The sequence below is a fragment of the Streptomyces sp. NPDC088254 genome (genome assembly GCF_044740925.1).
Lineage (GTDB): Bacteria > Actinomycetota > Actinomycetes > Streptomycetales > Streptomycetaceae > Streptomyces.
In genome coordinates this window covers 521,592-535,497 of record NZ_JBIURQ010000003.1, presented here as the reverse complement: position 1 = coordinate 535,497, position 13,906 = coordinate 521,592, and the positions used below count along the sequence as shown (strand labels likewise).

13 protein-coding genes are annotated in these 13,906 nt (G+C 72.6%); 7 read left to right on the top strand and 6 right to left on the bottom strand.

What is annotated here, in order from left to right; genetic code table 11:
- The first annotated feature begins 41 nt into the window (after positions 1-41).
- Positions 42-542: a single-stranded DNA-binding protein gene (locus tag ACIOC0_RS12870; protein WP_402155057.1), complete on the top strand. Its 501-nt coding sequence runs from the start codon at positions 42-44 to the stop codon at positions 540-542.
- Positions 543-946: 404 nt separating this feature from the next.
- On the top strand, positions 947-2,353 hold the full coding sequence (locus ACIOC0_RS12865; protein ID WP_402155056.1) for a Cys-Gln thioester bond-forming surface protein: 1,407 nt from the start codon (positions 947-949) through the stop codon (positions 2,351-2,353).
- 21 nt (positions 2,354-2,374) lie between these two features.
- Here the strand turns inward: ACIOC0_RS12865 and ACIOC0_RS12860 are convergent, their stop codons facing one another.
- The gene (locus tag ACIOC0_RS12860; protein WP_402155055.1) at positions 2,375-2,977 is read right to left on the bottom strand and encodes a hypothetical protein; all 603 of its coding nucleotides are present in this window, start codon (positions 2,975-2,977) and stop codon (positions 2,375-2,377) included.
- 188 nt (positions 2,978-3,165) lie between these two features.
- Positions 3,166-3,423: a hypothetical protein gene (locus ACIOC0_RS12855; RefSeq protein ID WP_351090910.1), complete on the bottom strand. Its 258-nt coding sequence runs from the start codon at positions 3,421-3,423 to the stop codon at positions 3,166-3,168.
- Positions 3,424-3,994: 571 nt separating this feature from the next.
- On the opposite strand from ACIOC0_RS12855, the gene ACIOC0_RS12850 reads away from it, so the two are divergent.
- The 4 genes from ACIOC0_RS12850 (at position 3,995) to ACIOC0_RS12835 (ending at position 7,360) form a co-directional block, all read left to right on the top strand.
- Positions 3,995-4,312 (top strand): hypothetical protein, encoded by a 318-nt coding sequence (locus tag ACIOC0_RS12850; RefSeq protein WP_402155054.1) that lies wholly within the window; start codon positions 3,995-3,997, stop codon positions 4,310-4,312.
- A gap of 262 nt (positions 4,313-4,574) precedes the next feature.
- Positions 4,575-6,239: an energy-dependent translational throttle protein EttA gene (gene ettA, locus ACIOC0_RS12845; protein WP_130436729.1), complete on the top strand. Its 1,665-nt coding sequence runs from the start codon at positions 4,575-4,577 to the stop codon at positions 6,237-6,239.
- 6 nt (positions 6,240-6,245) lie between these two features.
- Positions 6,246-6,656, top strand: coding sequence for an acyl-CoA thioesterase (locus ACIOC0_RS12840; protein WP_402155053.1), 411 nt, complete (start codon positions 6,246-6,248; stop codon positions 6,654-6,656).
- The gene (locus tag ACIOC0_RS12835; RefSeq protein ID WP_402155052.1) at positions 6,653-7,360 is read left to right on the top strand and encodes a hypothetical protein; all 708 of its coding nucleotides are present in this window, start codon (positions 6,653-6,655) and stop codon (positions 7,358-7,360) included. Before ACIOC0_RS12840 ends, ACIOC0_RS12835 begins: the two co-directional genes overlap by 4 nt.
- A 90-nt stretch (positions 7,361-7,450) precedes the next feature.
- Here ACIOC0_RS12835 and ACIOC0_RS12830 read toward each other — a convergent pair whose 3' ends face one another.
- Complete coding sequence (locus ACIOC0_RS12830; protein ID WP_402155051.1) at positions 7,451-7,864, bottom strand: globin; 414 nt, start codon at positions 7,862-7,864, stop codon at positions 7,451-7,453.
- A 101-nt stretch (positions 7,865-7,965) separates the two neighbouring features.
- Here ACIOC0_RS12830 and ACIOC0_RS12825 point away from each other — a divergent pair, with 101 nt between their 5' ends.
- A complete protein-coding gene (locus ACIOC0_RS12825; protein WP_402155050.1) occupies positions 7,966-9,060 on the top strand; it encodes a methyltransferase domain-containing protein in 1,095 nt (364 codons plus the stop codon).
- On the opposite strand, the gene ACIOC0_RS12820 is transcribed toward ACIOC0_RS12825, so the two are convergent.
- From ACIOC0_RS12820 to ACIOC0_RS12810, 3 genes are all read right to left on the bottom strand, one after another.
- Positions 9,041-10,792, bottom strand: a complete 1,752-nt coding sequence (locus ACIOC0_RS12820) for an FHA domain-containing protein (RefSeq protein ID WP_402155049.1) — start codon at positions 10,790-10,792, stop codon at positions 9,041-9,043. The two genes, ACIOC0_RS12825 and ACIOC0_RS12820, sit on opposite strands and share 20 nt — an antisense overlap.
- 47 nt (positions 10,793-10,839) lie before the next feature.
- On the bottom strand, positions 10,840-12,186 hold the full coding sequence (locus ACIOC0_RS12815) for a VWA domain-containing protein (RefSeq protein ID WP_402155048.1): 1,347 nt from the start codon (positions 12,184-12,186) through the stop codon (positions 10,840-10,842).
- A gap of 142 nt (positions 12,187-12,328) precedes the next feature.
- Positions 12,329-13,900, bottom strand: coding sequence for a protein phosphatase 2C domain-containing protein (locus ACIOC0_RS12810; RefSeq protein WP_402155086.1), 1,572 nt, complete (start codon positions 13,898-13,900; stop codon positions 12,329-12,331).
- Positions 13,901-13,906: the final 6 nt, after the last annotated feature.

Here is a 13,906-nt window from a genome sequence, read left to right as displayed (position 1 = left end):
GTGTGTCGGCCCGGCGTGGGCCGGGCGAGGGAGGGGCTCGAATGAACGAGACGATGGTGTGCGCGGTGGGGAACGTGGCGACGCAGCCGGTGTTCCGGGAGCTGGCGGCAGGGGCGTCGACGAGGTTCCGGCTGGCGGTGACCTCGCGCTACTGGGACCGGGAGAAGAGCGGCTGGACGGACGGGCACACCAACTTCTTCACGGTGTGGGCCAACCGACAGCTCGCCACGAACGCGATGGCCTCGCTGAACGTCGGCGACCCGGTGATCGTGCAGGGCAGGCTGAAGGTGCGCACGGAGACGCGTGAGGGGCAGCAGAGCTGGACCTCGGCCGACATCGACGCCGTGTCGATCGGCCACGACCTCGCACGGGGGACGGCGGCCTTCCGCCGCACGGTCAGGCCGGATCCGGCGGCCGCGGTGGCAGGGATGCCGGGGCCGGCGGCAGTGCAGCCCGAGCCCGAGCCCGACTGGTTGACACCGGCCGCGGACCACACGGAACGAGACGGCACCCGACACCGTGAACCGGCGGCGGTGACGTGAGCCGGCGGCGCCGACGTGAGCGGACGGCGGTGACCTGAACCGGCGGCGGTGACGTGAGCCGGCGGCGGTGACGTGAACCGGTGGCACTGACGTGAGCGGACGGCGGTGACCTGAACCGGCGGCGGTGACGGGATGTCAGCAGGCGCCACCTTCTGACCGCACACGGGCGAACAGCGGCTTATCGACCGGTCCGTGCCGGCCCGCTCCGGTGGATTTGTCGATAAGCCATGCCTGTTGACGATCTTCGGGATAACGATTCCGAGTCGGATCGCCCATCGGGTGAGCTTGTCGGGAAGGGTGGTGTGCCGCGTCCATAGGATGCCGAACAAAGCACAAGGGGCTCCTGATTCTGCTGGTGGGACCGTATCCCCCACGACAACCGGTCCTGCTCGAAGGGGAATTGCGTGATTTCTTCGTTCGCCGCGCCGTTCACGCGAGGTCGGGGCGCGGTGCGCCTCGCCGCCGGGACACTGGTGTCCGGTGTGGTCGCCGCCGGTGTCGTCGCCACCGCCGCGGGCACGGCGGTCGCCGACGAGACCCCGCAGGGCCAGGGCGGGGCGACGGCGACCATGGGAGGACTCAAGACCTACGGCACCGCCGTCCTCCATGCCGACGGCGGGGACCAGGAGGTCCCGGCGGGGCTCTTCGAGATGTCCGTCGAGGGCGGCGGCACGCTGCAGACGTACTGCGTCGACCTGCACACGCCCACGCAGCGGGACGCCAAGTACGGCGAGACGCCCTGGAGCGGCACCTCGCTCGGCGTCAACAAGCACGCCGGCAAGGTCCGTTGGATCCTGCAGAACTCCTACCCCCAGGTCAACGACCTGGCCACGCTGGCGAAGAAGGCCGGCATCGGCGGTGGCCTCAGCGAGCAGGACGCCGCCGCCGGTACCCAGGTGGCCATCTGGCGCTACTCCGACGGCGCGGACGTGGACGCCGTCGACCCGCAGGCCGAACGGCTCGCGGACTACCTTCAGAAGGCCGCCCGGGACGCGGCGGAACCCAGGGCCTCGCTCACCCTCGAAGGGGCCGCGGTGTCAGGCCGCCCCGGCGCACCGCTCGGCCCGGTGACCGTGCGCACCGACGCGAGCGCGGTCACGGTCGCGCCGCCGCCGGACGCCGCCATCAGCGGGGTGCGGATCGTCGGCAAGGACGGCAAGGCCGTCACTTCGGCGCAGGACGGCAGCCAGCTCTTCTTCGACGTGCCCGCCGACGCCGCCGCAGGGACGGCCGAGCTGACCGTGCAGGCCTCGACGACCGTCCCCGTCGGACGCGCCTTCACCTCGGAGAGCCGCAGCCAGACTCAGATACTGGCCGGCTCCAGTGAGTCCACCGTCTCCGCCGGGGCGAGGGCCACCTGGGCCGCCGGCGGTCCGATACCGGCGCTGTCCGCGGCGAAGAACTGCGCCGCGAACGGTGTCGACATCGCGGCGGCCAACCGGGGCGACGCGCCGTTCACCTTCGAGCTGATGGGCTTCGAGTACACGATCCCGGCAGGCGCCTCGCGGACGGTGACGATCCCCCTCCAGGAGGACCAGGCCTACGACTTCACCCTCCGCGGCACCCGCTTCACCGGTGTCCTCGACTGCCGGACCAGGTCCGCCGAGACCAGGACGGGCCTCACCACCCAGACCCTGTCCCAGCCCAGCCCCGCCACCGTGGGCGGCGGCTCCATCACCGCCACCAACCTGGCCGAGACGGGCGGCTCCAACGCCACCCCCTACATCGCGGGCACCGCGATAGGCCTGGTGGTGATCGGTGGAGCAGCCCTGGTGCTGGTCGGCCGCAAGGAGAACGAGGCGCGGGACTGAGAGGGTCCGCGCACCTCGGCGCTACGGACGGCGTCGCGGCCGGGGCGAGCTCTGCCGGGGCGCAAGGGTCAGGGTGATCTGCCGGACGAGTTGCTGCAGGCACGCCAGGCACGCGAGGGCGGGCAGGGCGGCCGCGGCGACGCCGGTGAAGGTCCTGTCGGCCTGGGCTACGCACAGCATCATCGCGACAGAGGAGAACATCAGCACGATCAACCAGGAGTGCCAGGCGCGGCGCTGGTGCAGGGCGGTGCGCAGAATGGACAGGGAGGCCACCGTCCAGGGCCCGTACACCAGGAGAGGCCACCAGGGAGTGACCCCGCTCTCCGGGTCCGACGTGATGTTCTGCAGAGGTTTGTAGGCGACCACGCCGCAGAAGACGCTGACCGCCGCCGCGATGACGGCGACGAACGCGATGATCACCAGGCTGCCCGTCTGCAGCCAGCCGCGCCGGAGCCTGTGCGCCCGGATCTTGCGATGTCCGGCGGGGGAACGCCGGATGGGCGGCAACTGGGCGGTGATGTGCGCCAGGTTCTCCATCGGGTCGGCGCTGTCGCCGCCGGGCGGCGACTCGCTGCGAGGAGCCGGCACCGTGGCCGTCTGCTCGGCCGGAACCGCCTCCTGCAAGAGGTAGGCGAGTTCCTCCACCGGGTCCCAGCCCGGGTCGGGAGGGGTGAGAGGAATGCCCGTGTGCGGCGCATCGACAGGACCGCCGGGCTGTCCGATACCCGGCCCATATGAATATGGGTCGGCATACCATTCATTCCGCAGAAAAGAGGGATCCGCGTACTCGTGATTCATGCACATCCGCCCCGTTACACGTGGTCCGCGCGGCAGCCGGGGTTCCCCTGCCTGTTCCACCGCTGATCGAGTTCGTTCTGCGCGGCCTCCAGGAGAGTCATGAACTCGCGCAGCAGCGAATCGGTGACCCGCGGTTCGGTCCGCGCGGCGCTCCCGCGCAGGATGCCGCACGCCTGGAGCGCCGAGCGCGTCACATCGGCGTACGCACGTCTCCCGGCCGCCGCGTCACGGGTCGCGGGCGGATCGCCCTCCCCCACCCCCCGGTGAGGCAAGCCATGGAACCTAGCTTTCGTCATGCCCCGCTAACGCGGCCCGCTGCGCTCCGGATACGTGGCGAATGAGTGACCCTGACGGTGAAAACATTGAGGATGGCGTTTCTTCATTAATGTCAGATTCACCGCCAGTAGGCCCGTCCCGCAGAAAAATCCTCACGTATGACACACGCCCGGCGCCGCCCGCCCCCCGGGGTCTGCCGGGGGGCCTTGAGGAACCGGCCGGGCCCCCGGGACCGCTCGACGACGCCCCTCAGTGACCGCCGCCGGACAGCCGCCCCCACCTGCGGCGGCGAAAGCCCAGGTCGGCGCCCACCTCCCCCAGGGGTGGCCGTCCGACAGGATGGCGCCCGGGCCTCGTGGCGCCTGATCCGCCCCCCGCAGTAGGCCGGCGCGGGACAGTCCGCCGGATCCTTTGACCACCTCGCATAATCGGAGTAGTCATTGCAAACAGGACCGGTCAACCACGACAGGGCTCCCTCGAGGAGTACCTGTCGGGCACCGGCCAGGTCCCCGGCGACTTCTGAGATACGAGTAGTGGGTTGATCGGAAATTTCCGGGGACCGTCTGTGTGCACGATGCCCTCAGTAGCGAGCGTGCGGCCGACGTCATCCGCCGGGCAGACGCCGAGATCGCGCTGCACCTCGAGGACCGCGACCAGGCTGTGGCCTCCATGTGGTTCTACGAGCACGTCCTCGGCCTGGCCCGCGCGACTGACGTCACGAACACCGCCTGCCGGGAGATCCTGAGCAAGGCGCTGTACGGCATCGACCGGAGGCGCACCGAGAGCGGGCACTACGAGCTGTGGCCCGTCCCCGACGTCACCGGCCCGGAACTGGTGAAGCTCGCCGAAGGGACCGGGGTGCCGCGCGTCGGTGTCGTCGGCTGAGGTTCAGGCGGGCGGCGTCGAAGGTGTCCGTCGTCGACAACCGGCCGAACGGTGATGATCAATCCTGGGCCGTCTCTGGGCCGTGCGAGGTTGCCCGAGGCCGACCGACGGTGACCGAAAGTGACAGGCGAGCCGGAGGGGCCACCAGCGAAACGCCAGCTCACAGCCCCCGACCCGGACGGGTTTCCCCCCAGGGGTGGCCGTCCGGCAAGATGGGGTGTATCTGCCCACTGCCAGATTTCAAGCTGCCGGACGGTTTCTCTTGGCTGAGTACATCTACACCATGCGCAAGACGCGCAAGGCACACGGCGACAAGGTCATCCTTGACGACGTCTCGCTGAACTTCCTGCCCGGCGCGAAGATCGGTGTGGTCGGCCCGAACGGCGCCGGTAAGTCGACCGTTCTGAAGATCATGGCGGGGCTGGAGCAGCCCTCGAACGGTGACGCGTTCATCTCGCCCGGGTACAGCGTCGGCATCCTGATGCAGGAGCCCAAGCTGAACGACGAGAAGACCGTCCTGGAGAACGTCCAGGAGGGCGTCGCCGAGGTCAAGGGCAAGCTCGACCGGTTCAACGAGATCGCCGAGCTGATGGCGACCGACTACTCCGACGCGCTGCTCGACGAGATGGGCAAGCTCCAGGAGGAGCTCGACCACGCCAACGCCTGGGATCTCGACGCCCAGCTCGAGCAGGCCATGGACGCGCTCGGGTGCCCCCCGGGCGACTGGCGGGTCGTCAACCTCTCCGGTGGTGAGAAGCGCCGCGTCGCGCTCTGCAAGCTCCTGCTGGAGCAGCCCGACCTGCTGCTTCTCGACGAGCCCACCAACCACCTCGACGCCGAGTCCGTGAACTGGCTGGAGCAGCACCTCGCCAAGTACCCGGGCACCGTCGTGGCGATCACCCACGACCGGTACTTCCTCGACAACGTCGCCGAGTGGATCCTCGAGCTCGACCGCGGTCGCGCCTACCCCTACGAGGGCAACTACTCCACCTACCTGGAGACCAAGCAGACCCGTCTGAAGGTCGAGGGCCAGAAGGACGCCAAGCGCGCCAAGCGGCTCAAGGAAGAGCTGGAGTGGGTGCGGTCCAACGCCAAGGGGCGTCAGGCCAAGTCCAAGGCGCGTCTCGCCCGCTACGAGGAGATGGCGGCCGAGGCCGAGAAGATGCGGAAGCTGGACTTCGAGGAGATCCAGATCCCGCCGGGCCCGCGCCTGGGCAACGTCGTCGTCGAGGTCAGCAAGCTGAACAAGGCCTTCGGTGAGAAGGTCCTCATCGACGACCTGAGCTTCACCCTGCCGCGCAACGGCATCGTCGGCGTCATCGGCCCGAACGGCGCCGGCAAGACCACGCTGTTCAAGATGATCCAGGGGCTCGAGACGCCCGACGCCGGCGACATCAAGGTCGGCGAGACCGTCAAGATCTCCTACGTCGACCAGAGCCGCGAGAACATCGACCCGAAGAAGACCCTCTGGGCGGTCGTCTCCGACGAGCTCGACTACATCAACGTCGGCCAGGTGGAGATGCCGAGCCGCGCCTACGTCTCGGCCTTCGGCTTCAAGGGCCCCGACCAGCAGAAGCCGGCCGGCGTGCTCTCCGGCGGTGAGCGCAACCGCCTCAACCTCGCGCTCACTCTCAAGCAGGGCGGCAACCTGCTGCTCCTCGACGAGCCGACCAACGACCTCGACGTCGAGACGCTGTCCTCGCTGGAGAACGCGCTGCTGGAGTTCCCCGGCTGCGCCGTCGTCGTCTCCCACGACCGCTGGTTCCTCGACCGGGTCGCCACGCACATCCTCGCCTACGAGGGCGACTCCAAGTGGTTCTGGTTCGAGGGCAACTTCGAGTCGTACGAGAAGAACAAGATCGAGCGGCTCGGACCGGACGCCGCGCGTCCGCACCGTGCCACCTACAAGAAGCTGACCCGGGGCTGATCGGTCTTGCGGCACATCTACCGCTGCCCGCTGCGCTGGGCGGACATGGACGCGTACGGCCACGTCAACAACGTGGTCTTCCTCCGCTACCTGGAGGAAGCCCGTATCGACTTCCTGTTCCGCCCGGAGAAGGACTTCCAGCAGGGGTCCGTGGTGGCGCGCCACGAGATCGACTACAAGCGACAGCTCGTACACCGGCACACGCCCGTGGACATCGAGCTGTGGGTCACGGAGGTCAAGGCGGCGTCCTTCACCATCGCCTACGAGGTGAAGGACGGCGACCACGTCTACGTCACCGCCTCGACGGTGATCGTGCCGTTCGACTTCGCGGCACAGCGCCCGCGCCGCATCACGGCCGAGGAACGGGAGTTCCTGGCGGAGTACCGGGACGACGCCGAGGAGGCCGTCGCCGCATGACGGTGCTCCACCTCGCAGACGAGGGGGAGGCGGCGGACCTCGCGGCCTTCCTCTCCCGGCTGCTCCACTACGACCGTTCCGCCGCGGTCCGCCTCCAGGCGGCCGGCACCGCGCTCGCCGTCTTCGGACGGCCGCCGTCCTTCGAGGTGCTGGCGGTGCGCGCGGTGGGGCTGGCGAAGCCGTTCGAGAGCGGGCTGGACGTCACGCTCGACGTGACGGTGTCCGCCGGTGAGCTGCTGGAGGGCGTGGCGGAGACGGCGGCGACCGCGGCCGTGCCCGCCGCGGTCACAGGACCGCCGTGGGCGGGCGTGCTGCCGCCGCGCGGCGACTGGCGTCCCGAGGCCGGGCTTCCGGCGGCCGGCGAGCTGCGGGCGATGGTCGGCGCGGCGGTCGGCGAGTTCCGGCGGCGCACGGAGGAGCTGGCGCCCGAGCGGCGTACCCGGGCCGAACTCGACCGGATCGGCCGCGACATCTGGTCCCGGACGGTCGGCGACACCGGGCTCCCCGTGCGGGCGGTGCACGCCGCCCAGGCCCTCGGCTTCCTGCGGCCGACCGTCGGCCCGGCCGCCGCGGGCGGGACACGGGGCGCTGCGCAGGACGCGGGACTCTTCTCGTCCGGGGCATGGCTGCGGCTGCGGACGCCGTACGGGTCGATCGCCGTACGGCGGGCGGGGACCGGGGGACTGGGCCTCAGCGTGCGCTGAAGCGGGCGCCCTGACGGGTTCGTTCAGCCTCGGCCCCAGCCCGGCCAACCCCAGCCCGGCCAGTCCAAGGCCCGGCCGGTCCCGGCCCGTTCACTCCGGGGTGTTCACCATCGACGCCGCCGCGTACGTCAGGTAGTTCCACAGCGTCTGCTCGTGCTCCTCGGAGAGCCCGAGGCTGTCCACCGCGTCCCGCATGTGCTTCAGCCAGGCGTCGTGCGCCGCCCGGTCGACGGTGAACGGGGCGTGGCGCATCCGCAGCCGCGGATGGCCGCGGTTCTCGCTGTACGTCGTCGGGCCGCCCCAGTACTGCATCAGGAACAGCACCAGGCGCTCCTCCGCCGGGCCCAGGTCCTCCTCGGGGTACATGGGCCGCAGGACCGGGTCCTCGGCCACTCCCGCGTAGAAACGGTGGACCAGCCGGCGGAAGGTCTCCTCCCCGCCGACCTGCTCGTAGAAGGTCTGCTCCTGAAGCGTGCCGCGCCGAATCTCTTTCACGCCCTCCATGCTCTCAGACGCGCCGACCGAGGTCTCCAGCCCTAGGACCCGGCGGTCCTGAGCGAGCTGCAATGTTCGCGCGAGGCCTTCCGCCGCAGGACAGTGGAGGCATGGGCATGGACGCGCTCGGCGACGGCGGCGGGGAGTTCGCGGTGCTCGCCGCGTCGGAGCGGGCGGCGATGGTGCGTCGGATCGAGGCCGACGGGGCCTTCGCGGCCGACCCGGGGTGGATGGAGGCCTTCGCGGCGGTGCCGCGCCACCTCTTCGTGCCGTACTACTACGTGGCCGGCCCCCGCGGCTACGAGCGGCGGTGGGCCGGGAGCCCGGACCCGCGCAGCCGTGAGCGCTGGCTGCGGGGCGCGTACGAGGACGTCCCGCTGGCCACCCGGGTGCGTGACGGCGAGCTGCTGTCCTCCAGCAGCCAGCCCTCCCTGATGGCGCTGATGCTGGCCGCGCTGCGGGTCGGGAACGGCGACCGGGTGCTGGAGATCGGCGCCGGCACCGGCTACAACGCGGCGCTGCTGTCGTACCGGCTCGGCGAGGAGAACGTGACCACCGTCGACCTGGACCCGGAGATCACCGAGTCGGCGCGCCGGCATCTCGCCGAGGCCGGCCACCATCCGGCCGTCGTCACCGGTGACGGGGCGCGCGGGGTGCCGGAGCGGGCGCCCTTCGACCGGATCATCGCGACGTGCACCCTGACGACGATCCCGCGCGCGTGGACGGCCCAGTGCCGTCCGGGCGGGCTCGTGCTCGCGCCGCTGGCCACCGGCCTGGTCGCGCTCACGGTCCACGACGCCGCGCACGCCGAGGGTCGCTTCCTGCACACCCCGGCCTACTTCGTGCCGTTGCGCGGGGGCGGGCGGCCCGAGCCGGAACCGGTGCCGCTGGGCGGGGTGCCGCAGCGGGCCCGGGAGAGCGACCTGTTCCGGTTCCTGCTGACCCTGACCCGGGGCGCCCTCGACCCGCAGGCGGCGTACGCGCTGTGGGAACGGGAGGACAGGCCCGGGCGGGAGCGGTACGGCGTCACGGTCGACGGCGAGCACGCGTGGGCGTGGCTGGACGCCCCCGACGGTCCGTACGCCTGGGCCCTCCCGGCACCGCTCGGGTCGGAACCGCTCGGGTCGGAACCGGTCGCCGCGCAGGGGTCGGACCCCGGCCAGGGACCCGACCCCGGGAAGGGACCTAACCCCGGCGGACCGTGATCGTCGTCCACGCGCCGACGTGCACGCGGTCGCCGTCCCGCAGCGGCACCGGCACGAACGGCTGGATGGGCTCCTCGCCGCCGTTGACCGTCGTGCCGTTCGTCGAGTTCTGGTCGACGACCGCCCAGCTGCCGTCCGGCTGCTGCACCAGCACCGCGTGCTGGTGCGAGACGCCCGGGTCCTCCGGCGGCACCGACAGGTCGATGTCTGGGGTCTCGCCGGTGGAGTGGCGCCGGCGGCCGATGGTGATCTGGTTGCCGGTGAGCGTGCGCTGCTGCTCGGGGGAGTACGCGGGCAGGTTCAGGCCGGCGGCCTCGGGACCCGAGCGGTGCATCATCGCCATGAAGTACTCGCGGTCGGGGCCTATCGTCGCCGTCCACGTCGCAGGCTGCTGCGGGAACGCCGGGCCGGACGGGGGCGGGGCCTGCGTCGCGCCGGTCTGGGGGTAGCCGTAGCCGCCGCCCTGTGCACCGCCGGGACCACCTGGTCCACCGGGTCCGCTCGGGCCGGTGTGCGACGGCGGGGAGAGCACCCAGTCGTCGTCACCGCCGCCGAAGGGCTGCCCGGGGGGAGCGGACGGACCGCCGCCCGGCTGCGTCCGGCCGGTCTCCTGCGGGAAGCCGGACGGCTGGTAGGCCTGCGGAATGCCGGGACCGCCGGGACCCGTACCCGGGCCGCCCGGGCCGCCTGGGCCGCCCGAACCGCCCGGGCCACCGGGACCGCCGAAGCCGGACGGACCGCCCGGGCCGCCGCCGGGACCGGAGGGACCCGCGCCGGGCGGACCCGGAGGACGGCCGCCCGGCGCGGACGGCCCACGCGAGAAGAGGTCGCCGGACGGGCCGCCCGAGGGCTCCCGCCGGAACGGGTCACCGGGAGAGGGGGCGGAGGGATCGCGCCGGAACGGATCGCCGCCCGGACCGCCGGAGGGCTCCCGCCCGAAGGGGTTGCCGGAGGGGCCGGAAGGACCGCCCGGGTCGGCGGGGCCGCGCCTGAAGGGGTCGCCGCCCGAGCCGGAGGGCTCGCGGCCGAACGGGGGCTGTCCGCCGCCCGGGCCGCCCTGGCCCTGCGGGCGCGACGGCTCGCCGCCGAACGGCGGGCCCGGCGGGATCGGCTCGGCGGGACGGTTCACCTGGGAAGGACGGGAGCTCTGGTACTCGAAGGAGTCGCTGCCACCGAACGACGGGGGCGGCGGCTGGAACCGCTCACCCGGACCACCGCCGGGACCACCGGGACCACCGGGACGCCCGGGCCCGCCGGGACCGCCGGGACCACCAGGCCCACCGGGACCGCCGAAGCCTGGGCCCCCGGGCCCGCCGGGGCCGGCCCCCGGACCGCCGAAGCCCCCGCGGGGCCCGCCCGGACCCGCGGGGCCACCAGGCCCACCAGGTCCACCCGCGCCACCAGGACCACCCACGCCACCGGGCCCGCCCGGACGCGGCGCGGCCGGGGTGTACGAGGTCGCCGTGTTGGTCAGGAAGTTCCAGCGGCACTCCTCGCAGAACGGCGCACCGCCCTCACGCGGCGTGCGGCACTGCGGGCACAGCTCGGGCTCGGTCGGCACACCGGGCTGCTGACGGCCGCCGGGGCCGGGCGGGGCCGGCGGGAAGCCGTACCCCCCGCCGGCCGGAGGGGGCGGGGGCGTAGGCGGGGGTACGGCACCGGCCATGCGGTGACCGCAGACCTCGCACCAGTCGTCGGAACCCGACTGGTGTCCGTTCGGGCAGGTCGGCATGTCGGCGCGTCCCCCTTCCTTCTGCGTCCCACTGGCGTCGGACCAGGTCACTTCTTCACACGGACAGTCTTGGTGGACCGGGTTTCGAGCGTCATCTCGTCGGCCTCCGCGACCTTCGTCTTCAGTCGCACAGTACCTGTCGTGGCATCGACCACGTCCACCACCTTCGCAAGCAGTTTCGCAGTATCCGCGTTGCCCGACGCGCTCGCGAGCTGGACCGCCCTGCCCAGTTTGGCCGTCGCTCCATCCATATCACCCGCTTTGCGCAGGTCCAGTCCCTGCTGGATCGCCTGGGCCAGTTCCGCCTGACCCGTGTAGTGCGCGACCTGCGGGTTGATGGAGGTGGAGGCGGCCATGTCGTCGGTCCACACGGCTCTCACGAGGCCCTGCGCGCCCAGGCTCTGCGCCGCCCCCTCGGGCTGCGGGATGACCAGGGAGACCCGTGCGGCCAGCATCTCCTGGCCGATGTGGGCGGCCGGGACCTCGACGCACACGTGGTAGTCGCGGGACTCGTCGCCCCAGGAGCCGGTGGGGTAGTCCCCGGAGCGCGGACCGGACTCGGTGCGGCGGTCGGTCAACTCCGCGACCGTCGGGGCGACTTGCTTGACGAACTTGATCGTGGTGCCGACCGGGGTCCACAGCCGCAGGGCGACGTCCGCGACCTCCTTGCCCATCGCCGTCTCCATCATCTGCGTGAAGTCGGCGGCGAGGCCGGCCGGGTCGGCGACGATGTCGGCGGTGCCGAGCAGGGCGGAGGCGATCCCTGTGACTTCTTTCACTTCCCAGTCGGTGCCCACGCCGCGGGCGTCACACGTGAAACGGCCGGCGCAGGAGTCGAGGGCCGCCTTGAGATCCTTGGGCGACTCGTGCTCGTTGCGGCCGTCGGTGAGCAGGATGCCGTGCCGGATGGCGACGTCGGTGGTGGACAGCAGCCGGTCGGCCAGCCGCAGCCAGGTGCCGATCGCGGTGCCGCCGCCCGCGCTGAGCCGGCGCAGGGCCTTCTTGGCCTCCTCGCGGGTGCGGGCGTCTGCGACCGCGAGACGGCCGCCGCCCGGATACACCTCCTTGGCCACGTGCGTGCCGCCGATCACCGCGAAGTGCACGCCGTCGCGCAAGGTGTCGACCGCGGCGGCCGTGGCGTCCCGGGCGTTGCGCATCTTGGTGGGCGGGTAGTCCATCGATCCCGAGCAGTCCACCATGATCGCCACGGCGGCGGACGGGCCCTCGCCGGGCGAGTACAGGTGCGGCGCGGAGACGGCGGTGCCGACCGTGCCGCCGCCGGTGGCGCTGACCGTCACGATCGCGTTGACCTCGCGGCCGCCCTCCGGCAGGTACTCGTTCTGGTAGACGTCCACCGAGAACTGCGGCACGTTCGACTTCGAGAAATTGGCCATGCCTACTCACATCCCCCTCGCGAACCCCACGGCCGTGGGGTGACGACTGTGGGCGGACCGGTCCCCTCCGGTCCGCCCGGCTTCCCCGTGTCATGAGCCAGGTGTACGGCTGTGCGCGCCGAGTCGCGTCCAGCGCGCGGCCTCAGGCCGATCCTGCCCCCTGGGCGGGGGCGGGGAACGGGACGACGGCCACTGTTACGTTGTCGTGCCCGCCCCCGTCGAGCGCGTGTCCGACCAGGACGCGGGCGCTGTGCAGCGGCCGTACCGAGGCGTCGAGGGGCAGCGCCTCGGCCATCTCCTCGGCGGCCTCCGCGTAGTTCCACAGGCCGTCGGTGCACACGACGACCACACCGGGCCGGTCGGGTTTGAACGCGGCCGTGTGCGGCTCCAGTTCGTAGGCGTCCGCGCCCAGCCAGCCGGTGATCGCGTGGGCGCGGTCGTCGGCGTACGCCTCGGCCTCGTTCATCAGGCCCGCGGCGACCATCTGGGCGGCCCAGGAGTCGTCCTCGGTGAGCCGGGCCGGGGCCGAACTGCGGTCCGCCGGCACCCAGTAGACGCGGCTGTCGCCGACCCAGCCGACGACCAGCAGGCCTGCGGTGACGATCGCGCCGACGATGGTGCAGGCGGGGGCGTTCTGGTGCGGGGCGTGCTCGCGGGCGGTGGCCGGTTCCTGGGCGAGGGCGTTGACGGCGTGGGAGGCGGCGACGATCGCCTCGTGCATGGCCTGCTGCGGGTGCGTGCCCTGCGGCAGGGCGGCCAGCACCGAGCGGCTGGCCGCCTGGGAGGCCGCGAGCGAGGCGTCGTCGGGGCGGGTCGCGGAGGACACGCCGTCGCAGACGATCGCGACGAGCGCGGGGGCGCCGTCGGGCAGCGCGGTCCGGCCGATGCCGAAGGCGTCCTCGTTGCGGTGGTGGCGCAGGCCGCGGTCGCTGACGGCGGCGACCGGGCCCGCCTCCTGCTCCATGTGGTCGCGTTCGCGGGGCTGGGCGTGGCCGCAGTTCTCGCAGTAGCCGTCGTCGTCGACCCGGCCCGCCCGGCAGGCCACGCACACCTTGACGGCCTCGGCGGCCACCCGGGGATCGGGGGCCTGCAGCGGGTATTCCTCGGGCTCGGCCGGCCGGTCGAACCGCACCCCGGAGCCCTGTCCCGCGGCCGGCACGGCGGGGGCCCCGTCCGCCCCCGGGGGCACCTGCCCGCCGTGCGGCACGACACCGCCGGGCGACGTGTGCGGCCCCGGCCCGGCCTGCCCGCCGGCCGGCGCCGGGGAACCGGGCGGCATCGGCGCCCCGCCCTGGGGCGACCCGCCTCCCGGCGCGCCCGCTCCCGACGACGGCTCCCCGTGCCCGCCCGCATCCGACTGAGCCAAGCCACTCACCTCCGACCCTGCAGACGGCGCTCGGGTGGACCCCGCTCCCGCCGCGTCGTGGGACACGTCCCGAAGTTGCGCCCGAGCCGCCGGCACTCCCCGGACCTGGAACTCCGCGCCCGCGCCCGGCGGTTGCGGGAGATCGGTCCCCGGCGACGGGGTCCCCGTGTACGGCGCCCCGTCGAACCCTCTGCCCGCTCCCCGCCCGCTCATGGTCAGCGTGGGACTGTCGACCGCGTGCGGTGGCGGGGAGGACAGGTCGAAGCCGCAGGCGCCGCAGAAGCGGTCGGTCGCTTCGAGCGGCTCCGTGCAGCTCGGACAGGTCGGCAGGGCGGCCTGCCGGGGCATCTGGGA

What these genes read in the sequence shown, in the direction of transcription:
- ACIOC0_RS12870 (WP_402155057.1), top strand. Translation starts at nt 42, where the DNA reads ATGAACGAGACGATGGTGTGCGCGGTGGGGAACGTGGCGACGCAGCCG.
- ACIOC0_RS12835 (WP_402155052.1), top strand. Translation starts at nt 6,653, where the DNA reads ATGACGGTGCTCCACCTCGCAGACGAGGGGGAGGCGGCGGACCTCGCG.
- ACIOC0_RS12830 (WP_402155051.1), bottom strand. Translation starts at nt 7,864, where the DNA reads ATGGAGGGCGTGAAAGAGATTCGGCGCGGCACGCTTCAGGAGCAGACC.
- ACIOC0_RS12825 (WP_402155050.1), top strand. Translation starts at nt 7,966, where the DNA reads ATGGGCATGGACGCGCTCGGCGACGGCGGCGGGGAGTTCGCGGTGCTC.
- ACIOC0_RS12820 (WP_402155049.1), bottom strand. Translation starts at nt 10,792, where the DNA reads ATGCCGACCTGCCCGAACGGACACCAGTCGGGTTCCGACGACTGGTGC.
- ACIOC0_RS12815 (WP_402155048.1), bottom strand. Translation starts at nt 12,186, where the DNA reads ATGGCCAATTTCTCGAAGTCGAACGTGCCGCAGTTCTCGGTGGACGTC.
- ACIOC0_RS12810 (WP_402155086.1), bottom strand. Translation starts at nt 13,900, where the DNA reads ATGCCCCGGCAGGCCGCCCTGCCGACCTGTCCGAGCTGCACGGAGCCG.